This window comes from Komagataeibacter sp. SM21 (assembly GCF_041402665.1).
In the GTDB taxonomy this organism is placed as follows: domain Bacteria; phylum Pseudomonadota; class Alphaproteobacteria; order Acetobacterales; family Acetobacteraceae; genus Komagataeibacter; species Komagataeibacter saccharivorans.
In genome coordinates this window covers 55,024-78,260 of record NZ_JBGLOV010000014.1, presented here as the reverse complement: position 1 = coordinate 78,260, position 23,237 = coordinate 55,024, and the positions used below count along the sequence as shown (strand labels likewise).

Annotated in this window: 20 protein-coding genes and 1 pseudogene; 16 read left to right on the top strand and 5 right to left on the bottom strand. The window is 63.3% G+C overall.

From position 1 onward, the window contains the following. The 8 genes and pseudogenes from ACBR42_RS13360 to ACBR42_RS13325 all read left to right on the top strand — a co-directional run. Window positions 1–218, top strand: a pseudogene (locus tag ACBR42_RS13360) (1-deoxy-D-xylulose-5-phosphate synthase); the annotation flags it as partial. Between the two features lie 28 nt (window positions 219–246). After that, window positions 247–987: a TlyA family RNA methyltransferase gene (locus ACBR42_RS13355; RefSeq protein ID WP_118963126.1), complete on the top strand. Its 741-nt coding sequence runs from the start codon at window positions 247–249 to the stop codon at window positions 985–987. A gap of 103 nt (window positions 988–1,090) precedes the next feature. Continuing rightward, on the top strand, window positions 1,091–2,332 hold the full coding sequence (rlmN, locus tag ACBR42_RS13350) for a 23S rRNA (adenine(2503)-C(2))-methyltransferase RlmN (RefSeq protein ID WP_110548416.1): 1,242 nt from the start codon (window positions 1,091–1,093) through the stop codon (window positions 2,330–2,332). 114 nt (window positions 2,333–2,446) lie between these two features. Further along, a complete protein-coding gene (locus ACBR42_RS13345) occupies window positions 2,447–3,676 on the top strand; it encodes an argininosuccinate synthase (protein WP_102323499.1) in 1,230 nt (409 codons plus the stop codon). Window positions 3,677–3,719: 43 nt separating this feature from the next. Next, window positions 3,720–4,217, top strand: coding sequence for an FKBP-type peptidyl-prolyl cis-trans isomerase (locus ACBR42_RS13340; RefSeq protein ID WP_102323498.1), 498 nt, complete (start codon window positions 3,720–3,722; stop codon window positions 4,215–4,217). A gap of 92 nt (window positions 4,218–4,309) precedes the next feature. Then, window positions 4,310–4,780, top strand: coding sequence for a cytochrome c (locus ACBR42_RS13335; protein WP_371208319.1), 471 nt, complete (start codon window positions 4,310–4,312; stop codon window positions 4,778–4,780). Between the two features lie 48 nt (window positions 4,781–4,828). Beyond that, window positions 4,829–5,824: a tryptophan--tRNA ligase gene (gene trpS, locus ACBR42_RS13330; protein ID WP_102323496.1), complete on the top strand. Its 996-nt coding sequence runs from the start codon at window positions 4,829–4,831 to the stop codon at window positions 5,822–5,824. A gap of 17 nt (window positions 5,825–5,841) precedes the next feature. Continuing rightward, on the top strand, window positions 5,842–6,261 hold the full coding sequence (locus ACBR42_RS13325; RefSeq protein WP_371208317.1) for a secondary thiamine-phosphate synthase enzyme YjbQ: 420 nt from the start codon (window positions 5,842–5,844) through the stop codon (window positions 6,259–6,261). 32 nt (window positions 6,262–6,293) lie between these two features. Here the strand turns inward: ACBR42_RS13325 and fghA are convergent, their stop codons facing one another. Both fghA and ACBR42_RS13315 read right to left on the bottom strand, forming a co-directional pair. Continuing rightward, window positions 6,294–7,166, bottom strand: coding sequence for an S-formylglutathione hydrolase (gene fghA / locus ACBR42_RS13320; RefSeq protein WP_118963124.1), 873 nt, complete (start codon window positions 7,164–7,166; stop codon window positions 6,294–6,296). 4 nt (window positions 7,167–7,170) lie between these two features. Then, a complete protein-coding gene (locus tag ACBR42_RS13315) occupies window positions 7,171–8,286 on the bottom strand; it encodes an S-(hydroxymethyl)glutathione dehydrogenase/class III alcohol dehydrogenase (RefSeq protein WP_102323930.1) in 1,116 nt (371 codons plus the stop codon). 217 nt (window positions 8,287–8,503) lie between these two features. On the opposite strand from ACBR42_RS13315, the gene ACBR42_RS13310 reads away from it, so the two are divergent. From ACBR42_RS13310 to ACBR42_RS13300, 3 genes are all read left to right on the top strand, one after another. Next, window positions 8,504–9,379 carry a bestrophin family protein gene (locus tag ACBR42_RS13310; RefSeq protein ID WP_102324183.1) on the top strand — a complete coding sequence of 292 codons (876 nt, stop codon included), beginning with the start codon at window positions 8,504–8,506 and terminating at the stop codon, window positions 9,377–9,379. A 69-nt stretch (window positions 9,380–9,448) separates the two neighbouring features. After that, complete coding sequence (locus ACBR42_RS13305; RefSeq protein WP_102324182.1) at window positions 9,449–10,045, top strand: CarD family transcriptional regulator; 597 nt, start codon at window positions 9,449–9,451, stop codon at window positions 10,043–10,045. Between the two features lie 130 nt (window positions 10,046–10,175). Next, window positions 10,176–10,523 (top strand): zinc ribbon domain-containing protein YjdM, encoded by a 348-nt coding sequence (locus ACBR42_RS13300; protein WP_102323492.1) that lies wholly within the window; start codon window positions 10,176–10,178, stop codon window positions 10,521–10,523. A 31-nt stretch (window positions 10,524–10,554) separates the two neighbouring features. Here ACBR42_RS13300 and ACBR42_RS13295 read toward each other — a convergent pair whose 3' ends face one another. The 3 genes from ACBR42_RS13295 to ACBR42_RS13285 form a co-directional block, all read right to left on the bottom strand. Next, complete coding sequence (locus ACBR42_RS13295) at window positions 10,555–11,757, bottom strand: MFS transporter (protein ID WP_371208316.1); 1,203 nt, start codon at window positions 11,755–11,757, stop codon at window positions 10,555–10,557. A 107-nt stretch (window positions 11,758–11,864) separates the two neighbouring features. Next, on the bottom strand, window positions 11,865–16,067 hold the full coding sequence (locus ACBR42_RS13290) for a translocation/assembly module TamB domain-containing protein (protein ID WP_371208315.1): 4,203 nt from the start codon (window positions 16,065–16,067) through the stop codon (window positions 11,865–11,867). Beyond that, the gene (locus tag ACBR42_RS13285; protein ID WP_371208314.1) at window positions 16,067–17,950 is read right to left on the bottom strand and encodes an autotransporter assembly complex family protein; all 1,884 of its coding nucleotides are present in this window, start codon (window positions 17,948–17,950) and stop codon (window positions 16,067–16,069) included. The genes ACBR42_RS13290 and ACBR42_RS13285 overlap by 1 nt, the downstream gene beginning before the upstream one ends. Before the next feature lie 486 nt (window positions 17,951–18,436). On the opposite strand from ACBR42_RS13285, the gene miaB reads away from it, so the two are divergent. The 5 genes from miaB to ACBR42_RS13260 all read left to right on the top strand — a co-directional run bounded on the left by miaB (window position 18,437) and on the right by ACBR42_RS13260 (window position 23,237). Then, window positions 18,437–19,840: a tRNA (N6-isopentenyl adenosine(37)-C2)-methylthiotransferase MiaB gene (gene miaB, locus ACBR42_RS13280; RefSeq protein ID WP_110547988.1), complete on the top strand. Its 1,404-nt coding sequence runs from the start codon at window positions 18,437–18,439 to the stop codon at window positions 19,838–19,840. A 92-nt stretch (window positions 19,841–19,932) separates the two neighbouring features. Next, window positions 19,933–20,979, top strand: coding sequence for a PhoH family protein (locus ACBR42_RS13275; protein ID WP_371208318.1), 1,047 nt, complete (start codon window positions 19,933–19,935; stop codon window positions 20,977–20,979). A gap of 52 nt (window positions 20,980–21,031) precedes the next feature. Then, entirely contained in the window at window positions 21,032–21,544 is a 513-nt protein-coding gene (ybeY, locus tag ACBR42_RS13270) for an rRNA maturation RNase YbeY (RefSeq protein ID WP_110547987.1), read from the top strand. Next, entirely contained in the window at window positions 21,541–22,464 is a 924-nt protein-coding gene (locus tag ACBR42_RS13265; protein WP_102323485.1) for a hemolysin family protein, read from the top strand. Before ybeY ends, ACBR42_RS13265 begins: the two co-directional genes overlap by 4 nt. A gap of 179 nt (window positions 22,465–22,643) precedes the next feature. After that, on the top strand, window positions 22,644–23,237 hold the full coding sequence (locus ACBR42_RS13260; protein ID WP_102324181.1) for a thioredoxin domain-containing protein: 594 nt from the start codon (window positions 22,644–22,646) through the stop codon (window positions 23,235–23,237).

The window sequence follows — 23,237 nt, the reverse complement described above, 5'->3', positions numbered from 1 at the left end:
AAGGATCGGTCGGTGGCTTCGGGTCCTATGTCATGACGCATCTGGCGAAAACCGGCCTGCTTGACCGTGTCCGCTTCCGCCCCATGACCCTGCCCGACCGCTTCATCGACCACAACACGCAGGATGCGCAATATATCGAGGCAGGGCTGGATGCGACGGCAATCGTGGCGACCGCGCTGAAGGCGCTTGGCGTGCCACAGACACGGCAGATGGCCTGAACCCGGTTCGGTCAGGGCAGGCAAGCGCATGGCGAAACGTCGCGTCGATCAGATGCTGGTGGACCGGGGACTGGTGGAAACCCGTACCCGGGCGCAGGCGCTCATCATGGCCGGACTGGTCTATACATCCGACCGGCGCATAGCCAAGGCAGGCGAGCAGATTGCGGAAGATACGCCGCTCATGCTCAAGGGTCAGGACCATCCGTGGGTTTCGCGCGGCGGGATCAAGCTGGCGCATGGGCTGGAACATTTCGGCTTTTCGCCCGCCGGGCTGACCTGTCTGGATGTGGGCGCCTCAACCGGCGGCTTTACCGATGTGCTGCTGCATGAAGGGGCCGCGAAGGTCTATGCCGTGGATGTCGGTCACGGCCAGCTTGCATGGAAACTGCGCAGCAACGAACAGGTTGTCGTTCTGGAAAAATGCAATGCGCGGGCGCTGGATGCCACCATCATTCCAGATCCGGTGCAGGCGCTGGTATGCGATGCCAGTTTCATCGGCCTGCGCACTGTCCTGCCTGCTGGGCTGGCGCTGTGCGCACCGGGGGCATGGGCCATTGCCCTGATCAAGCCCCAGTTCGAGGCAGGGCGGGAGTCAGTCGGCGCCAAGGGCGTGGTGCGTGACCCGGCAGTGCATGACGCAGTATGTGAAATGATCCGTCAATGGTGGTCTGACCTGCCCGGATGGACGGTTCTGGGCATTGATCCCAGCCCGATTACCGGGCCGGAAGGCAACCGGGAATTCCTGATCGCCGCGCGCCGGGACGGCTGATCGGCTGTCGCATCCCGTATGCGGGTTGTGATACACAGGCAAAAAAGAACGCGATGCGTTCCCTTCCCCCATAAATGACATGAAGAACATAGGCAGCACCGTGATGTCCGCAGCCCCCGTAACCTCACCTTCCCGGTCACATGACGGGGCGGCGGCCTCGCTCCTCAATGACGAGGAACGGCTGCGCATCCGCGCCAAGTCGGCCCAGTTCGCACCGCCGACCGCCGCCCTGCCCGACGGCAGGCGTGACCTTGTCGGCCTCTCGCGTGAGGAACTGACGGACATCATGGTGGAAATTGGCGAAAAGCCATTCCGCACCAAGCAGTTGTGGCATTGGATATACCATCAGGGCGTGACCGATTTTTCACGCATGAGTTCCATCGCCCGCCCATTGCAGGAAAAGCTGGCCGAACGTTTTATCGTCGGTCGTCCCGGCGTAGTGACGGAACAGACATCGCAGGATTCTACGCGCAAGTTCCTGTTCCGCTTCCGCGACGGACAGGAGGCGGAAACCGTCTACATCCCCGACCGGCAGGAAGACCGTGGCGCGGTTTGCATCTCCTCGCAGGTGGGGTGCACATTGTCGTGCACCTTCTGCCATACCGGTACGCAGGCACTGGTGCGCAACCTCGGGTCTGCGGAAATCGTGGGGCAGTTCATGGCCGCGCGCGACAGTTATGGCGAATGGCCCAGCCCGAAAGGGGAAACCCCGCGCCTGCTGTCCACCATCGTGCTGATGGGCATGGGGGAGCCGCTATACAATTACGACAACGTGGCCAAGGCCATGCGCATCATCATGGACGGTGAAGGCATAGGGCTGTCACGCCGGCGCATCACGCTGTCCACATCCGGCGTGGTGCCGATGATGGACCAGTGCGGCGCGGAACTGGGCATCAATCTGGCCGTATCGCTGCATGCGGTGCGCGATGACCTGCGTGATGAAATCGTGCCCCTGAACCGCAAATATCCCATCCGTGAGGTGATTGCCGCCTGCCGCCGCTACCCCGCCGCCAGCAACGCGCGACGCATCACGTTTGAATACATCATGTTACGGGGGATCAACGACAGCGAAGCCGACGCCCGTGAACTGGTGCGACTGATTTCGGGCATACCGGCCAAGGTCAACCTGATTCCGTTCAACCCGTGGCCCGGCAGCAGCTATCTCCCTTCCACCCGTGAACAGCTTGAGCGCTTCGCGAAGATCGTGATGGATGCGGGCTTTGCCTCCCCCATCCGCATGCCGCGCGGGCGCGATATCCTTGCCGCATGTGGCCAGCTCCGCACCGAAAGCCAGCGCGTGCGTCGTGCCGCCCGTACGGATGATGCTCCCGATACGGCGGAATGACGTAAAAATCCGCCCTTCACTTCTGGTCGCCCGCGCCATGGGGTGCTAGGAGAACAGGCCGCCGGTTCACCCGGCAAAGCATTGTCAAAGTTTTGTCTACAGGAGCGTTCTTCCATGGCCGCCAAGGATGTCAAAAAGGTCGTTCTCGCGTATTCGGGCGGTCTTGATACCTCTGTAATTCTGCGCTGGCTCCAGACCACCTATAACTGCGAGGTCGTGACCTTCACGGCCGATCTGGGGCAGGGTGAGGAACTGGAACCGGCCCGCCGCAAGGCCGAGATGTTCGGCGTGAAGGAAATCTTCGTCGAAGACCTGCGCGAGACCTTCGTCAAGGACTTCGTCTTTCCGATGTTCCGCGCCAATGCGCTGTATGAGGGGCAGTACCTGCTGGGCACGTCCATCGCGCGCCCGCTGATCGCCCAGCGCCAGATCGAGATTGCCGAACAGGTCGGCGCCGATGCCGTGGCCCATGGCGCCACCGGCAAGGGCAACGATCAGGTCCGTTTCGAACTGGCCTATTACGCGCTCAAGCCCGACATCACGGTCATCGCGCCGTGGCGTGAATGGGACCTGACATCGCGCACGCGCCTGCTGTCCTTTGCCGAGGAACACCAGATCCCCATCGCCAAGGACAAGCGCGGCGAAGCCCCCTTCTCGGTCGATGCGAATCTGCTGCACTCCTCCTCCGAAGGCAAGCTGCTGGAAGACCCGGCAGTCGGCCCCGAGGAAATCGTGTTCCAGCGCACCATTTCGCCGGAAGCCGCACCTGACAAGCCCACCGAAATCACCATCGATTTCGTCTCGGGCGATCCGGTTGCGATCAATGGCGTCGCCATGTCCCCCGCCACCCTGCTCACCCGCCTGAACGAGCTGGGCCGCGACAACGGCATCGGTCGCCTTGATCTGGTGGAAAACCGCTTCGTGGGCATGAAGTCGCGCGGCATTTACGAAACGCCGGGCGGCACGATCCTGCTGACCGCGCATCGCAGCATCGAGAGCATCACGCTCGACCGCGAGGCCATGCACCTCAAGGACAGCCTGATGCCACGCTATGCCGAAATCATCTATAACGGACTGTGGTTCTCGCCCGAGCGGCGCATGCTCCAGGCGCTCATCGACCAGAGCCAGCATTCCGTGACCGGTCGCGTCCGCCTCAAGCTATACAAGGGCAATGTGATCTGCGTGGGCCGCGAAAGCCCCAACAGCCTGTATGACACCCGCGTCGTCACCTTCGAGGATGACGAAGGCGCATACAATCAGGCCGATGCGCAGGGCTTCATCAAGCTGAACGCGCTGCGGCTGCGGCTGGGCGCCCAGATCGGCCGCCGCGGCGGTTCGCTCTGATCTGTTGCCCGTTCTTCCTTCTTCAACTTCTGGCCGAGGTGTCATGAAACGTTTTTCGCGTGTCATTCCCCTTCTTGTTGCGGGCGCGCTGGCCCTGCCGCTTGCGGCATGCGGCGGCTCGAAAGCGGATGACCAGCCGGAACTCACCCCCGCGCAGTTCATGGACAACGTGCGCAAGCAGCCCGGCGTCAAGACACTGCCGGACGGACTGGCCTACAAGGTCCTGAAATCCGGACCGAAGGACGCACCGCAGCCGACCATCAATGACAGTGTCATGGTGATCTATGAAGGCCGCCTGCCTGATGGTGGCATCTTCGACAGTTCCGACCAGCATGGCCACGGCGCCTATATGCAGATGCCGCTGGAAATGGTGATCAAGGGCTGGCAGGAAGCCGTGCCGATGATGCACGTGGGTGATACATGGATGCTGTATGTCCCGCCCGAACTGGCTTACGGACATAAATCCATGGGCGTGATCCAGCCGGACAGCCCGCTGATCTTCAAGATACAGTTGCTGGGTGTGGCACCCAACGGACACTAGGCCGGAAAAGCCATTCATCCATCGGGTGAATGGCTTTTTTCTTATGTAACGGCACAGGAAAGCGAAAAGCGGAAATGGGTATGGACACCGGAATGCTTGTGCGCCACATGCACAGGACGGTGATGGTATGCGCGATGGTCGTGCTTGCGGGCTGCACCCGCCATGGGCAGGAAGGGGTCGCGCGCTACCGCACCAATTGCGGTATCTGCCACCATGGCGGTGAAGGCATGAAGGGAGAAATCCCGCCCGTATCGGGCCGTGTGGACCGCATCGCCGCCACGGCGGAAGGCAGGCATTACCTGATTGACGTGCTGCTTAATGGCCTTAACGGTCCGCTGGATATTCAGGGCGTGCACTACAACTTCTCCATGCCACCTTTCCGCGCCCACCTGTCGGATGAGGAAATCGCCTCCATCCTCAGCTATCTCGCCACGCGTGGCGATACCTACCCCGCCCCCGTATTCCGGGCGGAGGAAGTCGCCGCCGCACGCGCCCAGCCACTGGCATCGGGCAAGGTGGCGGAAGAACGCCGCCATCTTGACGCCACGTATCCCCTGCCCTGACCGTCCCGCATCTTGACCAGTACGGGCAAAAAAACGGAAAACGTTTTCATGCAACGCCTATTTTCCGGCATTCAGCCGACCGGTATCCCGCAGCTTGGCAATTATCTGGGTGCAATACGCAACTGGGTCGCATTGCAGCAGGATCATGAATGTATCTTCTGTCTGGTGGACATGCACGCCATCACCACCTGGCAGGACCCCAAGGTGCTGCGCCAGCAGACACTGGCGCAGACTGCCGTCCTGCTTGCGTCGGGCATTGATGTGCAGCGCCATATCCTGTTCAACCAGTCCGCCGTCAGCGCGCATGCCCGGCTGGGGTGGATCTTCAACTGCGTGGCACGCATCGGCTGGCTCAACCGCATGACGCAGTTCAAGGACAAGGCAGGCAAGGATCGGGAGAAACATTCCGCCGGGCTGTATGTCTATCCTGACCTGATGGCTGCCGACATCCTTGCCTACAAGGCCACGGTGGTACCCGTTGGTGATGACCAGAAACAGCACCTTGAGCTGACCAACGACATCGCCCAGAAATTCAACCATGATTACGGCGTTGAGTTCTTCCCGCAGGTTGAAGCCCTGATCCCGCCGCAGGGCGCGCGCGTGATGAGCCTGCGCGATGGCAGCAAGAAGATGTCCAAATCCGATCCGTCCGCCCAGAGCCGGATCGAAATGACGGATGACGCGGATACAATCGCGCTCAAGATCAAACGCGCCAAAAGCGATTCCGAGCCCCTGCCATCAGAAGTGGCGGGACTTGAAAACCGGCCGGAGGCACGCAATCTGGTCACCATCTACGCCACGCTGTCCGGTACGACCATCGCTGATGTGCTGGGCCAGTTTGGTGGTCAGGGTTTTGGTCCGTTCAAGACCGCCCTTACGGATGTTGTGGTCAACGCGATCAGCCCCATCGCATCGGAGACGGAGCGACTGCTGAAGGAGCCGGGCTTCCTGTGCGATACGCTGCGCGATGGCGCACGCCGCGCCGGTGCGATTGCGGAACCCATCGTATCCGAGGCGGAAACGCTGGTGGGCTTTCTGAAATAACTACGAAAGGCGGCACCATGCGCCAGGAACTGCACAGCCTTCAGGTTACGACCCGTGGCAAGGGGCTGGTCGCCATCGACCGGCCGGTTCTGGACCGGGTGCATGACAGCGGGATCGAAACCGGCCTGCTGACCCTGTGGTGCCGCCACACATCCGCATCCCTTACGGTGCAGGAAAACGCTGATCCCACGGTGCGCGAGGATATCGAACGGTATTTCGAATCCCTCGTGCCCGAAGCACCGGGGCGCTACATCCATGAAGATGAAGGCCCCGACGACATGCCCGCCCATCTGCGCACAATGCTGACCAATACGCAGCTAACCATCCCTGTCGCGGCTGGCCGGCCGGTGCTGGGGATGTGGCAGGGGCTTTACCTGTTTGAACATCGCAGCCGCCCGCATCGGCGCGAGATCGTCCTCCACCTGATCGGGGAATGATCCCGCAGCCCCGCCCCGATGCGGGCTTCCGTTCAGCCTGCCTTCAGGATGGCGGCGTGATGGTCGATATGATCGGCGATGAAGGACTGGATGAACCAGTAGGAATGATCATACGCCGCATGCTGGCGTAGCTTCAGCTTCTGGTCCGCCTTTGCCGCCGCTGCCTCAAGCAGTTCGGGTTTGAGCTGGTCGTGCAGGAACTGGTCGGCTTCCCCTTGATCAACGAGTATCTCCGTCGGGTGGGTATGCCCGGCCTCCAGCAGCAGCGTCGCATCCTCGCGCGCCCATGTCGCCCGGTCGGGACCGAGATAGGCGGTAAATGCCTTCTCACCCCATGGCACGGCAGCAGGATGGCAGATGGGCGCGAAGGCGGAAACCGACTTCCACGCCTGCGGCGCCCGTAGCGCATGGACCAGCGCACCATGACCGCCCATGGAATGACCCATGATCCCACGCCTTGCGCCATCAACCGGAAAAGTTGCCTCGATCAATGCAGGCAGTTCCTGACCGATATAGGTCCCCATGCGGTAATGATCCCGCCACGGCTCGGCTGTGGCGTCGAGGTAGAACCCGGCCCCCGTGCCCAGATCGTAGCTGTCATCCTCCCCTGCCGCACCGGCGCCACGGGGGGACGTGTCGGATGCAACCAGCGCAAGCCCGTGCCGGGCTGCAAAGCGCACGGCATTGGACTTGATAAGGAATGTCTCCTCCGTGCAGGTCAGGCCCGCCAGCACGAACACGACCGGCACGCGTTCACCTGCCAGCGCCTGCCGGGGCAGGAACAGGCCAAAGCGGGCTTCCAGACCAAGGCTGGTGGAGGCATGCGCGTAGAACCCGACCCTGCCGCCACAGCTTGCATGCTCTTCACGGGTCGTGACGGGAGATGTGGTGTCAGTCTGGCTCATGATATCAGAACTCCACCACGGTACGGATGCTCTCGCCACGGGCCATCATGTCGAAGCCTTCGTTGATGCGCTCCAGCGGCAGGGTGTGGGTAATCAGGTCGTCGATGTTGATGCGGTTTTCCATATACCAGTCAACGATCCTGGGCACGTCCGTACGCCCGCGCGCGCCACCGAAGGCCGAGCCGATCCACCGCCGTCCGGTCACGAGCTGGAAGGGGCGCGTGCTGATTTCCTGCCCCGCACCCGCAACACCGATGATGGTGGACACGCCCCAGCCCCGATGCGCGCATTCCAGCGCCTGCCGCATGAGGGTGGGATTACCCACGCATTCGAACGAGTAGTCCGCCCCGCCACCGGTCAGTTCCACCAGATGGCCCACGATATCGCCATCCGGCCCCAGATCGTTCGGGTTGACGAAATCGGTCATGCCGAACTTGCGCGCCATCGCTTCGCGTGCGGGGTTGATGTCCACGCCGATGATCCTGTCAGCGCCGACCATCTTCGCACCCTGGATCACGTTGAGGCCGATACCACCCAGCCCGAACACCACAACGGACGCACCGGCTTCCACCTTGGCCGTGAACAGCACCGCGCCGATACCCGTGGTGACGCCGCAGCCGATGTAGCAGACCTTGTCGAACGGCGCGTCGGGACGGATTTTGGCCAGAGCAATTTCGGGCAGGACCGTGTAGTTCGCAAAGGTCGAGCAGCCCATGTAGTGATGGATCGGCTGCCCCCTGAACGAAAAGCGCGACGTGCCATCGGGCATCAGGCCCTTGCCCTGCGTGCTGCGGATGGCCGTGCACAGGTTGGTCTTACGCGACAGGCACGACTTACACTCCCGGCATTCCGGGGTGTAGAGCGGGATGACATGATCGCCGGGCCGCAGGTGCTTCACGCCCGCGCCAACTTCCACCACCACGCCTGCGCCCTCATGGCCCAGAATGGCCGGGAACAGCCCTTCGGGGTCCGCGCCGGACAGGGTGAACTTGTCCGTATGGCACAGGCCGGTGGCCTTGATTTCTACCAGAACCTCGCCCTCGCGCGGGCCTTCAAGCTGTACGGTCTCGATTTCCAGCGGTTTACCCGCTTCAAATGCAACGGCTGCCCTTACGTCCATAACCCGTCTTTATCCCCTGATATGTTACGCGCCACTCGGCCCGGATAATTTCGTTACGATTAAGGGCATGAGAACCGCGGACGTCAATGCCGCCCGTGGCGATCGATCCACCCTTCCCCGCTTCGGTTACAAATCATGCCACAGGCCGGACACAGTCCCGCAGCGCGGCATGGATGTGATATGCCTGTTGGCCTGTCGCCACTATCGGGAACGCCATATGGTCATCAATCGCAGAATTGGTTTGTGGATCCTGATGCGCGAAAGCCTGCTGTCGCTGGTGCTTTTATGCGCATGGGACGTAGTCGTCGTGGTCATGTTCCAGATCTTCCATCAGGAATGGATGGAACAGCCGACCCTGCCCGTCTCGCTCATCGGTTCGGCGCTGGTGCTGTTCATGAGCTTTCGCAACAACACCGCCTATAACCGCTGGTGGGAAGGACGCACCCTGTGGGGAGCGGTCACCAACAACAGCCGGTCCTTCGCGCGGCAGGCGGGCACCATCCTGCGCGGATGTCCCGATCTTGCGCGCGCCATGGCCGCCTACCCTTACGCGCTGCGCGGTGCGCTGGGCCGTCTGGACGCAACGGATGACATCATGCGTCTGCTGCCCGATTCCATGAAGGCGGGCGTGGAGGGCAAGGCGAACATCCCCGCCGCCATCCTGTTCCAGATCGGGCTGCGGGTGGATGAGGAATCGCGCAGGCTGGGCATTGACGGGGCGCTGCAGGGACAGATCGACCGCATCCTGTCGGACATGAGCAATGCGCAGGGCGGGCTGGAGCGCATACGCAACACGCCACTGGCCATCCAGTTTTCCGTCCTGCCCAAGGTGGTGGCGGCGGTATTCTGCATTATCCTGCCGCTATCCATGGTGCAGACGCTGGGATGGATCACGCCGCTGGGGTCGTCACTGGTGGGGCTGCTGTTCGTTGCACTCGACAAGATCGGCAGTGACCTGCAGGACCCGTTCAGCGCCACGCCGCACGGCATGCCGATGCTGACGATTTCCCGCACGATCGAAATCGACCTGCTCCAGTCCTGCGGACTGCCCGCCCCGCCGCCACTGGCGCCGGTAAGGGGAATAGTGGGCTGATCATTGACCCTGCCCGAACATGCAGGAAGGGATCAAGACAGAAGGCGGAATTTATGTTATATGATTCCCATGAGCATGTTCAGAACCACCCAGAAGGGCACTGTGACCGATGCCATGGCACGGACGGCCGCGGCGACCACGGCTGCCGAAGCAAAGTCCAGCAAGGCTGTAAAAGACGAAGATCCGTTCCGCGAAGGTGACGCCATAGTCTACGCGGCGCACGGGGTCGGACGTGTCGACCGGATCGGCGTCGACGAAATCGCCGGAACGAAGCTGGAGATGATCCAGATTTCCTTCCCCGGCAACCAGATGACACTGCGCATTCCGCTGTCCAAGGCCCGGCGGTCGGGCCTGCGCAAGATCGTCTCACGCGAGATCGTGGACAAGGCGATGGCCATCATCAAGGGCAAGCCGCATGTCAGCCGCGGCATGTGGGCACGTCGCGCCGTCGCCTATCAGGAAAAGATCAATTCGGGCGATCTGGTGCAGATTGCCGAAGTGCTGCGTGACCTGCGCCGTAATGTCGACAGCCTTGATGGCAGCTTCAGTGAGCGCAAGCTGTTCGAAGCGGCACAGGAGCGCTTCGTGGCCGAGGTTGCCGTGCTGGAAGGCAAGGAACCCACCGAAGTGCTGGAAAAGCTGACCGAAGTCATGAAAGCGGCCTGAAACAGCTTCTTTCCTGCCCCCTTACCCCCAACCTGATCCGCCGGCCCATGGGCCGGCGGTTTTGATATGGGCGCATGGCAACGGATGCCCGGTGGCTCCTGTCGCATGTGCCCCGATAACGAGGACATTAATGACGACCGACCTGAAATGCCCCACCTGTGGGTGCGAGCATGTCTATCCCGATGGCAGCCTGTGGATGTGCCCCGAATGTGGCCATGAATGGAACCCGCAGGACAGCGCCACCGATACGCAGGGACCGCGCGTCATCCGCGACGCCAACGGCAATGAACTGACGGATGGCGATACGGTAACGGTTATCAAGGACCTGAAGATCAAGGGGTCTTCCTCCGTCGTCAAAGGCGGGACGAAGGTCAAGAACATCCGTCTGGTAGACGGAACGGACGGGCATGACATCGCCTGCAAGATCAGCGGGATTGGCGCGATGAACCTGAAATCGGAATTCGTCAAAAAATCCTGACGGGCCGCGCTGACCGCCGTCTGTGCACGGATTATTCCGTGCGGCCTGACGGGGGGCAGCGCACCATCAGCATGATCGCGCTGCCCGCAAGGGCGGCCAGCATGGCCAGCACGAAGGGGCTGCGCGGCCCGGCAATTCCCGCCAGCACGCCCGACAGCACCGCGCCGGACCCTGCCGCAATATCGAAAAATACATCAAACAGCCCAATGGCCGACCCCGCAGCCTGCGGCGGCACCTGCCGGAGCACCGGCCCGGCCAGCAGCGGATAGGTCAGCGAATAGCCCAGCCCGCTCAGGAAACTGCCCATCGCGGCCTCCGTCGGTCCCGATGCCTGCCAGATCATGGCCAGCCCCGCGGCCTCGGTCAGCATGATGATGGCGACCATGGGCCGCACGTCATGCCGGTCCACATGACGGCTGCCAATCAGCCTTGCAATCATATGGCCGACACCAAAGGCCGCCAGCGCCCAGCCGCCCGCATGCCAGTCCCGGGCCGAATAGAAAATGACCAGAAAGGATGAAATCGCCGCAAATCCCACGGCGGACAGTCCCAGCGTCAGCCCCCATATCCATGTATGGGCAATCAGGTCCTTCCAGCGCACCTCCGCATGCGTGCCATCATGCAGCGCGGGGGGCGATGGACGCGACAGGATAAGCAGCATGCCACCCACCGGCAGGGCGATGGCGACAATGCACAACAGCAGGAAACCGGCCTGCGCCTCGATCACGTCGCCCAGCGCGGAACCCATGCCCAGCCCGGCGAATATGGCCAGCCCGACCCACGACATCGCAGCCCCCGCCCGTGCACGCCCCACGATCACGACGGCCCATACCCCGCCGCCCGTGACCATAAGCCCTTCACCCAGCCCCATGAGCAACCGGCCAACGACAATTACGGCCTGCTGCGCGGGTGGCGAAAGAAACGGCAGCAGGGCGAGACTGTACGCCATGCCCGAACATGCCGTGCAGGCCAGACCCGACAGCAGCGTGTCCCGACCGCCGCGCAGGTCCGCCATCCGGCCCGCCCATGGACGCGACAGCAGGGTGGCGGCGGACTGGATACCCATCACAAGGCCGATCAGGGTCGTGCCACTGCCAAAACGTGACTGGAATTCCAGTGGCAGGGCAGGCAGCGCCATCCCCATCGCCAGCATGCCGCTGGCAATGGCCAGCATGAGGGGCAACAGGCCGCCACGGCCGTCAGCTTGAGCAATCATGTCGGGACCGTAATGCATTTCCCCCCTGCGGAACAGGGGATGACGGTTACGGTCACGGTGAAATATAGCTTACCAGACAGGGATGTCCGCGCTCCGCTTCACCGGCGCAGATGACAGGCCACGGCTCAGTACTTGAACTGGTACAGCAGGCCGATACTGCTACCCGGATCGTTTTCCGGCGTGGTGAAGCCGGTCACGTTGCCACCCGTACCCACGGTCGTATTGATCTTGAGCCGCTTGGTCAGGTCAACCTGCACCTGCGCCTGCGTGCCGGAACCCGATGTGGCCTGCTTGGCGCCCACATACACGCCGCGCATCACGTATTTCCCGGCCTCGATCGCGCCGGTATCGTTTCCGCCTGACCCGTTGGATGAACTGCTCATCTGCAACCGGTCAAGATGCAGGGTCTTGCGCACCATCCCCAGCGGATCGAAGGCGGAACCACCACTCAGCGTTGCGACCGCCGCCGCGATGGACGCCATCTGCGTGGCCGAAAGCGACTGCGAATCCGTGCCGAACAGCAGGATGGCCAGAATCTGATCCTGTGACAGCGGCGGGGAGGATGAGAACGTGATCTTCGGGGCGCTGGCATAGCCCCCTACGTTCAACCGGGCCGTGCCATCGTTGGTGCTGCGTTCGGCCACGAAATCCAGCGTGGGATCAATGGCATGGGTAACGCCGACACCGTTGAACCCCACCTGTCCCTTGCTGAAATCAAGGGAGATGCCACCCAGAGAGAACCCGCCCTTGACCAGAGAGAAAGCCCCCGTCACCACCGGCGCGGTGGCGGTGCCGCCAGTATGGATACGGCCATGCATTTCCGTATTCAGCCCATGCCCACGCACATAGAACCGCCCCGGCGACCGCACATCCAGCCCCAGCCCCACCACCAGTGGCGAGGTATGGACAACAGTTTGTGCGTTCTTTTCATCTTCCGGCCGGATGACATTGAGATGGGCGACCGAAGTGGGCAGGGAATCCGGAATGTTGATATCCACCTGCTTCAGGGTAATGTCCCCAGTCGCATCAATCCGGCTGGACAGCAGCCCCTTTACACCCAGATCACCATCCAGCGTGGCGGTAATCAGGTCGCTGGCCAGCGGGCGGGCATTATCCGCATGGATATGCAGGTCGATCGGCTGGCCGGGCTGCAACACCCCGTAGCTGCCCGATGCCGCAAGCGTTCCCTTGCCCGCCTGCGCGGTCAGGGAGGAAATCACCAGCCTGTCCCCCATGGCGTTGACCGTGCCACGCATGGCGGAAAGCTGAATCCCCTGCCCGAAATCGTGGAACAGTCCATTCGCCAGCGTCAGCGTGCCGCTCATGCGCGGCTGGCCCAGCGTGCCCCGCATGCCAATGCCCATCTGCAGGTTGCCGCCAGCCTGCATGCCCTGCGCACCCAGATAGGCATTGGCGACCGCAAGGTCCAGATTGCCATCGGCCTGCAGGTTAAGCTGTCCCGTCCTGTTGACCGGCGCGGTTCCACGCAGCGACAGGTTGACCTGCGTCCCTGCCTGAAGACGGGCATCGACCTGCGCCATCCCGGCATTCAGGTTGGCCGTTGCATCCAGCGATGCAGGTGCAAGGGATGATGTGTAATCGGTATGATATTTCAGGTCCGTCCCATGCACGTTGACCTTACCCGAAGGGTTGGTGGTCGTGCCGGTCAGCCGTGCATCGGCCGAAAGCATGCCCTGTGCCTGCAGGTTCGCGATGAAGGGCGTCAGCAGGTCGGGCGAGAGGCGCGTGATGCTGGCGTGCAGGTCCAGCGTGGGCGCAATCCTGCCGCTGGCTTCCACGTTACCCGCCTGCCCGTGGGGTGGCGTGATGGTGGCCCGCAGGTGGTCAATGGCGGTTTCCTTGCCATAGGTGACGCTGACGGGCGCATCAAGGCGCACCTGCTCATGCCGTGCTTCCGCCGCCAGCCGGTGAACGGTTACGGAGTGACCGGGGACGTTGGCCAGCAGCGCGGTATCAAGGGTGGCGGCCCCCGTCCATGGGGTATCCACGCCGGACTGCGCCGTAATGTTCAGGCCGGATATTGGTCCCTTGGCCGTCACATGGCCATGACCGCCCATATCGCGGAAATGGGCGTTATCCACCACAAGGTCCAGATCGGTCGTGGGCGTGCCGACCGGGTCCAGCACCCTGCCCCGCAGCACCAGCCGGTCGACCCGCGCCATGGCGGCGCCAAGCGCGCTGTCCACGTTCACATCCAGTTCGGCAGGCGCCGTTGCCGTGGCGGCCGTGGTGCGCACCGTGGCCGACAGGTGGCCGTTTATGTCCTGCCCGGTCAGTTCATGCAGGTCCGCAAGACGGGTCATATGCAGGTCCAGCGTTCCCGATGGCACGACATGGCCCGCAGGCAGCGTCATGTCCGCCTGACCGGTAAGGCTTTTCCAGCCCAGATGCTCCACCTGCATATGGCGGCTGTCATCGGCATTGCTGTCCAGACGGGCCGATACAGCGATGGGCGCACGGTCCAGTGTGCCTGAAATATCCAGTGCCCCCTGTTTCACCTGCGGCAGGTGCGCCATGCTTGCGCTGGCCTGCATGTCGCCCGCCACCGTATTGCCCGCGGCGATGCTGGCCTGAGTTTTCACGCTGGCCATAAGGTCGTCCACTGGTCCCGCCGCATGCAGGTCGGCCTGCATCTTTCCATGCAGCGTGGGCGCAAGCACATGCAGATCAGACAGGCCAAGATGGGCATCTGCATCCACACGGAGCGGCGTACCCGTAACCAGACGGAGCTGTGAGGCATCCAGTTGCAGGGTGCTGCCCTGCACCGCAAGCGAGGTGAAGGTAATGGTATTGGCACCATGCCTGTCGCGGCTGATGGTGCCCGCGGCGTTCAGTTGTCCCTTGTCCCCGATCAGGCCAACGGCGATCGGCAGGCCACCATCCAGCACCACCTTGCTGTCAAGACCAAACCGCCCGTCATGGCCCTTGCCCGGCAGTGTCACGTTCCCGGACAGTCCGGCGTGACCGTGCAGTTTCGTCCCGCCCGCAGCCGCCAGTGGCGCGAGATCGGGCAGGTCCGCGTGGAAAGTGGCCGCCATTTCACCCGCCGTCATGATCTGGCCCGCAAGCTGGACCAGCGGGTGCGATAGCGTCAGGTCAACCGGACCGCCCGTCGCATCGGGATGCCACATCAGGTCCAGCCTGACCGGTTCACCCGCAAACAGGGTAGGCTGGCTGCCGGGAATACGCAGGCCGGTCAGGGTCGCATGGATGGCGGCATGTTCGGGCTGGCCATTTTCCTGCCCGCTCAATCCATCTGCCACCATATGCAGCGAAGTAAAACCGGCGGTATCGGTCATCAGGCGGTCGATATCGAACACGCCGTTCCCCTTGGGCCGGTTCAGGGTCCCACCCAGATGCGCCTTGAGACTGGCCCCCTGCCAGCTCAGTCCGCTGCCCGCCACAAGGTCCTTACTGCTGGCCGTGACATCCAGCGCCATATGCCGGTCGATCAGCCCCACCTGCCCGTTCGCACCCGCCTTTACGGCCCCCGTGGTCAGCGCAAGGGCCAGTTCCGCCTGATCGCGCGGTCCATGCAGGCCAAGCGTCAGGTCCAGCGGGGCAAGGGCTGGCAGTTGGGTGAGCGTGGACAGGAAACCCTGCGCATCCTCATGCGCGTGCAGGTTCAGCGATACGGTGCGCCGGTCCAGCCGGGTATCCAGATCCAGACTGCCGGGATGGTCCAGCCGGGTCAGCTTCAGCGCAATATCGGCAGGCGGCAGGGTGGCGACGGAAAAATGGTCCAGAACGGGCGCGATATCGGCAAGGCTGGCATGGCCGTTCAGGCTGAAGGCGGCAGGTATGCGGGCAATCGGCGCGCCCACTTCTATCCGCGCCACGTTTACCGCATGGATGCTGACACCCATATGGATGCTCTCGCCGGACTCTTTTTCCGGCTTTGGCGGATGGGCGGGATCGTCCTCGCTCAGGCGCGGGATGGACAGCCGCGCCATGGACAGGTTGCTTATGACCGCCTGCCGGGTCAGCAGCCGCAGTGGTGACCAGTCCAGTTGCAGGTCATCAATCGACAGCCACGCGCCGCGATAGTCGTCAAGTTCCAGATGCCGGACATGCAGCGCATCGGGAAAACGTCCGCCCAGCCCCGACAGATGCACGCTGCCCCCCGTAAGGCCGGGCAGGCGGCGTTCGATCTCGCGCTGGCCGATGCCGGTATTGCCCGCGACCAGCACCATGCCCAGCGCCACGGCCACCAGCCCCACGGGAATTCCCAGCCCGAAGGCGACGGCACGCAGGACCGTGCGGTAGCGGCGACGCGGCGGGACGGGTGTTGCTGTCTGCTCAGGCATCAGAAGGTTTCCCCTAGGCCGACGTAAAGTTCCCACTTGTCCCCGCGCGCAGGCCGGTTGAGTGGCACGGCCACATCCAGCCGCACCGGGCCGATGGGGGTATAATACCGCGCTCCCGCCCCGGCACCCACGCGCACCGTGCCATTGAAGGGGGCATGTCCCGCCGTGACCTGCCCGGCATCGACAAAGCCCACGGCCCCGAATTTCTGCAAGATGCGCTGGCGGTATTCAAATGAACCCGCATCCATGGACGTGCCGCCAATGGCATAACGTGTATTGGCAAACTGCGGCCCGACACCCTGATAACGGTACCCGCGCACCGTCGCGCTGCCACCGGCGTATAGCCGCTGGTCAGGCGGAATGGCGAAGGTTGAGGCCCCCTCCACATTCCCGATCGTTCCCCGCCATGCCAGCACGCTGCGACCGGGCCGCGAGATGCCCAGATGCGTAAGGTCGAAATAGGTCGAGACCGTAGCCTGCATGATGGTGAAGAACGATGTCCCATCGGTCAGGGATGCGGAAGGGGTGATATTGGCCCCGATGCGCACGCCATGGGTGGCGGGGGTTATGGGGTTGTCCACGCCGGTCCCGTCGTAATTGGCCGAAAGGGGCACCGACAGGATGAAATAGCTGTTGGTGTTGCCCATCTGCTCGATCTGTTCCTGCTCGATCTGACCGCCGAAGGATACGTTCCAGCGACGGTTGATATGCCGGACGATACCGATGCGCGCCAGCAGGGCCGTCTGCCGGTAGGAATAGAGTTCCTGCTTTATCCCTTCCAGCCGGACGCTCAGATTCTGCTGGCGCGAACCGAAATCCGGCTTCATCAGGTCGGCATAGAAATCATAGCCAAGCCCCTGCTCCGCCGAACCGCCAAGTCCGGTCATGAGCGCGGTCAGCCGCAGCCGCTCGGCATTGCCGAACAGGTTGTTATGCGTCCATGTCACACCCGCGCGGCCACCCAGATCGGTCGAATAGCCGCCTTCGGCACCCACGCTGTGGCGCTTGCCCTCCCGGAAGGCGAAATTGAGCGGCATCGTGCCATCCGACGCCAGCGTATCGCCGTGATTGACCTGCACGTCCGAAAACAGCCCGGTGGAGGCAATATCCTGTCGCGCGCGTTCGATGCGTGACGGCTGGTACAGCTCTCCCGGCGCAATGGTCAGCCGCCTTACGATATAGGCCGGATGCGTGCGCTGCAGCCCCGCGAAGTCAAATGCCCCCAGATTGACCACCGGCCCGCGATGGACGGTATAGGCAATATCCAGCGTATGGGTGGCGGGCCGCAGCCATGCCTGCGGCGTGCTGACATGAACAAGGGCGTAGCCTTCCTCCGTCATCGCGGTCTGAAGGGCGCTGCCCGCGCCCAGAACAGTTTCAGCCTGCGCGGGCATGCCCGGCTTCATGCCGAAAGCTTTCGCCTCATCCGCGTTCAGGTGGACGGGGGGATCGCCCTTGTCCGGCGTCAGCGTAACGGTGCCGATGGTAAACTGTACGCCGGGGGTGGCGGTTATGGTGATCTGCGCCTTGTGGCCCGTGGGGATGGTCTGCAGCCACTCGGGCAGGTCCGGGTCACGTCCGTCATGCCCCCTGTCGGCTCCGTCAGCAGGTCTGGTGCTGGCGTCGGTTACGGAGATGCTGATGGAACCGGCATAATAGCCATAACTTTCCAGCGCGCTGATCAGGCGGGAATAATCGTTGTGAATACGCCCCGTAAGGGCAAACGGGCTGACGGCCTGCGTTTTCTGTAGCGACAGAAGGTCCGAAGAAGCCCGCAGCGCCGCATCAAGGTCCGCATTGCCGGTGGGCCGGATGGTGGTCAGGTAATCCTGCGGGTCCGCCGCCCATGCGGAATTCCCCCCGGTCAGGGAAACCATCATCATGGTATACAGGCCTATGTAACTGACACCGCGCCTGACATACGCGCTTGCGCTGCATGCCATGCGGAGATGACGCAATCCTGTCAAACGGTGCCGCCCCTGTTCCTGTCTTCCGTGCGGTTAGGTTCCCACTGTGTTATGTCTGCCATTCCCGGCATGCATGATCAAACCGATATTAACACCAGTCCCTTAATAAGTTCCCAATACCACGTTTGCGCCCCGAAACGGGGGCGATTGTGTGGCAAACTGTATCCACTGCATTGATCTTGGCTTGACAGCACCCCGATTCCGGCGGGCATGATCGCAGCAGGCAGGAAGGGGTTGCCGCGCCCGGCATCCCCACCATACGGACCGGGAGCGTTGATGGGCAGACCATTTGTTCCTTGGCATATTGGTCGCAAGGCACTTGACCGCACGCACGGGAGCTACGATGTGTTGCGCCCGTTAGGCGGGTCCATGCCCGCGATGATGCCCGAGGATACCTGACCCGTGAACAGCCTGTCTCCCTTCTCCGTGGCCACGCCGCAGCCCAGCACAGCATCCGTCAGGGGGCTTCATGTCATAACATGGGGCTGCCAGATGAACGTGTATGACAGCGAGCGGATGACCGACGTGCTGCGCCCGCTGGGCTACCGCGCGGTGGGCACGCCGGAAGCTGCGGACATGATCATCCTCAACACCTGCCATATCCGCGACCGGGCGGCGGAAAAGGTGTTTTCGGAACTGGGCCGCCTGCGCAAGGTGAAGGAAGCCCGCGCCGAACGGGGCGAAGGCACCGTACTGGCCGTAGCCGGCTGCGTGGCGCAGGCAGAAGGCAAGGAAATCCTGGCCCGCGCACCCTATGTCGATATCGTGCTGGGGCCACAGACCTATCACCGGCTGCCCGAAATGGTGGCCCGCGCCGCGCGCGCGGCGGGCGCCGTGATCGAGACGGATTTCCCGGTGGAGCAGAAATTCGATTTCCTGCCTGCCGACCGTGTCGCCCCGGCGGGCGGTTCGGCGTTCCTGACCATTCAGGAAGGGTGCGACAAGTTCTGCTCCTTCTGCGTCGTGCCCTATACGCGCGGGGCTGAAAGCAGCCGCCCGGCTGCGGCGGTGATTGCGGAAGCGCGCCAGCTGGCGGCGGCGGGGATCGCGGAAATCACGCTGCTGGGACAGAACGTCAACGCCTATCACGGCGAAGGCCCCGATGGCGCAACATGGGGGCTGGCCCGTCTCGCCCGCGTGCTGGCCGATGAGGTGGGAATACAGCGCATCCGCTACACCACATCCCACCCGCGCGACATGGAAGACGACCTGATCGCGGCCCATCGTGACCTGCCGCAGCTCATGCCGTTCCTGCATCTGCCGGTGCAGTCCGGGTCCGACCGTGTGCTGGCCGCCATGAACCGGGGCCATACGGCGGATGAATACCGCACGCTGGTCGCCCGCCTGCGCGACGCCCGGCCCGATCTGGCGCTGTCATCCGATTTCATCGTCGGCCATCCGGGGGAGACGGATGCCGACTTTGCCGATACGATGCGCCTGATTGGCGAGATCGGTTTCGCGCAGGCCTATTCCTTCAAATATTCCTCGCGCCCCGGCACACCGGCCGCAGGTGCGGGCATGCAGGTGCCCGAGGACGTGAAAGATGCGCGCCTGCAGGAACTTCAGGCCGTACTGCGCGTGCAGCAGGATGCGTTCAACGCCGCAACTGTGGGTCAGGTCGTGCCGGTGCTCTTTACCGGGCGCGGACGCAAACCGGGCCAGATATCAGGCAAAAGCCCGTGGCTGCAGGCCGTGAACGTTGAAGGCCCGGACAGCCTGATCGGGCGCATCGCCACCGTGGCGGTCGGCCATACCTACACCAACTCCCTTGGTGGTGTCCTGACAGAGGAGGCAGACAGGGCTTGAGAGAACAGACACAATCCACGCTCCACGCGCCCCGTCGTAGCGGCGGCCGGCGCTCCCCGGATGGCACGGCGGCGAATGACCGCACGGTCACCATGCAGTTTGAGGACAATGCGCTTCTGGCCTGGCTTGTAGGGGATCATGACCGGCATCTCCTGCACCTTGAACGTGGATTTGATGTCCGGCTGTCCTGCCGGGGGAACCGTATCGCCATTACGGGTGCGGCCCAGCGGGTAGGACTGACACAGGACACGCTGACTGAACTCTACCGCCGCGCCAGCACCGGGCAGGCCGTGGATACAGCCGCCGTCGATACCGCCATCCGCATGGCGGCCCATGCCTTTTCCGCTCCGTCCGCTGCGACAGGGGAACTGCCCATGCCAGACGTCCGTACCGCCGTCATCCCCACCAGCCCCGCGCTGTCGGACCTGCCCACCATCATGACCCGCCGTGGCCCCATCGCCCCGCGTTCGGTTGGTCAGGGGCAGTACATGTCCATGCTGGCGCGTCAGGACATGGTGTTCGGCCTTGGCCCCGCGGGCACGGGCAAGACGTATCTGGCCGTAGCCCAGGCGGTGGCCATGCTGCAGGCCGGACAGGTGGACCGCATCGTCCTGTCCCGCCCGGCAGTGGAAGCCGGGGAACGGCTTGGCTTCCTGCCCGGTGACCTGAAGGAAAAGATCGATCCCTACCTGCGTCCGCTCTATGATGCCCTGCATGACATGATGCCGGGCGATCAGGTGATCCGCCGCATGGGCACGGGCGAGATCGAGGTCGCACCTCTCGCCTTCATGCGCGGACGCACGCTCGCGCACTGTTTTGTCATTCTGGACGAGGCGCAGAACACCACCCCCGCCCAGATGAAGATGTTCCTGACCCGCATGGGGGAAGGCACGCGCATGGTCATTACAGGCGATCTGAGCCAGATTGACCTGCCGCGCGGTGTCACATCCGGCCTGCGGGAAGCTGTCGAGACACTCGACGGCCTGCCCGGGATCGGCATGATGCGATTTGAATCGCGTGACGTGGTGCGCCACCCCCTGGTGGCGCGTATAGTGGAGGCATACGATCAGCGTGCTGCGGCCGAACGCCGCCCGCATCGCGCACGATCGCAGCAGGAGAACGATGAAACCTCGAAGTAGCACAGGCCCCGCCCATCATGGCGGGGTCGCGGATGCAGCGGGACGGGCCACGATGCCCGTCCTTCCGGCCGGAATGGACGAACCCGATGTAACAGTGGCGGACAGGCGCTGGAACCGCGCCGTCCCCTGCCCCGTCCGTCTGGTCACGCGCGCGGTGGATGCCGCGTTGCAGGCCACCGGCTGCCATGGACCGGTTACGGTCGTGCTGGCGGATGACCGCACGGTCCGCCATATGAACTGGCAGCATCGCGGGCGCAACAAACCCACCAATGTCCTGACATTCGAATACGCCCCCATGCAGATGGGCGGCGGCGTGTGGGGTGGCGACATCATCATCGCCTTCGAGACGGTCCAGCGCGAAGCCCGCGCCGCCGGGCGCGACATGGCCGCCCATCTGACGCATCTGGTCATTCACGGTGTCCTGCATCTGGCCGGGTATGACCATCATCACCCCGGCGAGGCGCGGGAGATGGAAATGCTTGAAGCCCGCACCCTGTCCGGCCTGCGCGTGGCCAATCCATGGAAAGCGGGCCGCATGGCGTCCGCGCGGGAGAACCGGTCATGAGCCGTCCCAACACTGATGCGGGAGGGGGCGCGGAACCTCCGTCCGGGTCGCGCGGCAGGGGATTCCTGTCGCTGTTCAGCCGCAAGCGCGGCGAACAGGGGCTGCGTCATTCCATTGCCGCGCTGGTCAAGGAAGCGGATGAAGCCGCGGGCAGCGAGGGGGACGACCCCCGTTCATCCGAACTGGACCGGCAGGAACGCGCCCTGCTGGCCAATGTGCTGCGTCTGCGCGGTATTACCGCCGATGACGTCATGATCCCGCGCGCCGACATCGTGGCGATGCCCGTAGATATCAGCCTTGATGAGGCGCTGGCGATGATGCGGCGGGAAAACCATTCCCGCATGCCGGTCTATCGCGAACAGCTCGACGATATCGTGGGCATGATCCATGTGAAGGACCTGATCGCCTATGTCGGCACGAGCGAGGCCTTCCGCATGGAACCGCTGCTGCGCCAGCCGCTCATGGTGGCGCCGCAACTGCCCGTGCTGGACCTGCTGTTGCAGATGCGCCTGCGCCATGTCCATCTGGCGCTGGTAATTGACGAATATGGCGGCATTGATGGCCTTGTCACCATCGAGGACCTGATCGAGACCATCGTGGGCGACATCTCGGACGAGCATGACGAACCCACCGTCAACATGATGCGCGACAGGCCCGACGGCACGATTGACGTGGATGCCCGCACCCCTGTCGCGGCGTTTGAGGAAAAGGTCGGCCAGATCCTGACGCGCGACGAACGCGAGGCCGAGATCGAAACCGTGGGCGGGCTTGTCTTCCGTCTTGCAGGCCATGTCCCCACACGCGGCGAAATCGTAACCCACGAAAGCGGCATGGTTTTCCGCACCCTTGATTCGGATGCCCGCCATATCCGCCATGTGCGCGTGCGCCTGCCGCCCGCAGAAGCCCCGCAGCCGGCCTGAACGCAGGGCACGCCTCCCACCTGGGGGCGTGCCTTCGCATGGCGGGACGGATTTACGCGGATCGCCCGCATCTTTACACTTAACCCGCCGGGGCGATGTCCCCACCTGATTTCCATACCGGAGAGTGACCCGTGAAGCCCATCAACCGCCGCACCCTGCTTGCCCTTGCCCCCGCGCTGATGACGGGCGGCAGCCTGCTTTCCAGCCGGGCGATGGCGCAGGCATCCGATCCGCGCCTGACCATCCGCGCGGCGGGCAATCCTTCGGCCAGGGTGCGGGTGGAGGAATGGTTCTCCCTTACCTGCACGCATTGCGCCCGCTTTGCGGCGGAAATCTTTCCCGAGGTGCGCAGCAAGCTGATCGATACGGGCAAGGTCTACTACATCTTCCGCGACTTCCCGCTCGATCAGGTGGCGCTCACGGCCTCCATGGTGGCGCGCGCCCTGCCCCCCGAACGGTATGAAGCCTTCGTGCTGGCCCTGCTGTCCAGTCAGGACCGCTGGGCCTTTGGCAAGGACGCCTATGGCAACGAAGTCAACCATGAGGCGGAAATCCAGAAGATGGCGGCCCTTGCCGGCATGTCGCCCGACCTGTTCCAGCAGACGATCCATGACGAAACGCTGCGTCATGCCATCATGGAGGAGGAAGACCGCGCCCAGATGCAGTACAAGATCGACGGCACCCCCACCTTCCGCTTCAATGACAAGGAGCAGGTCTCGCAGGAACTGACCTACGAGGAGTTCGCCAAAAAGGTCGAAGCCGCGGCACAGTGA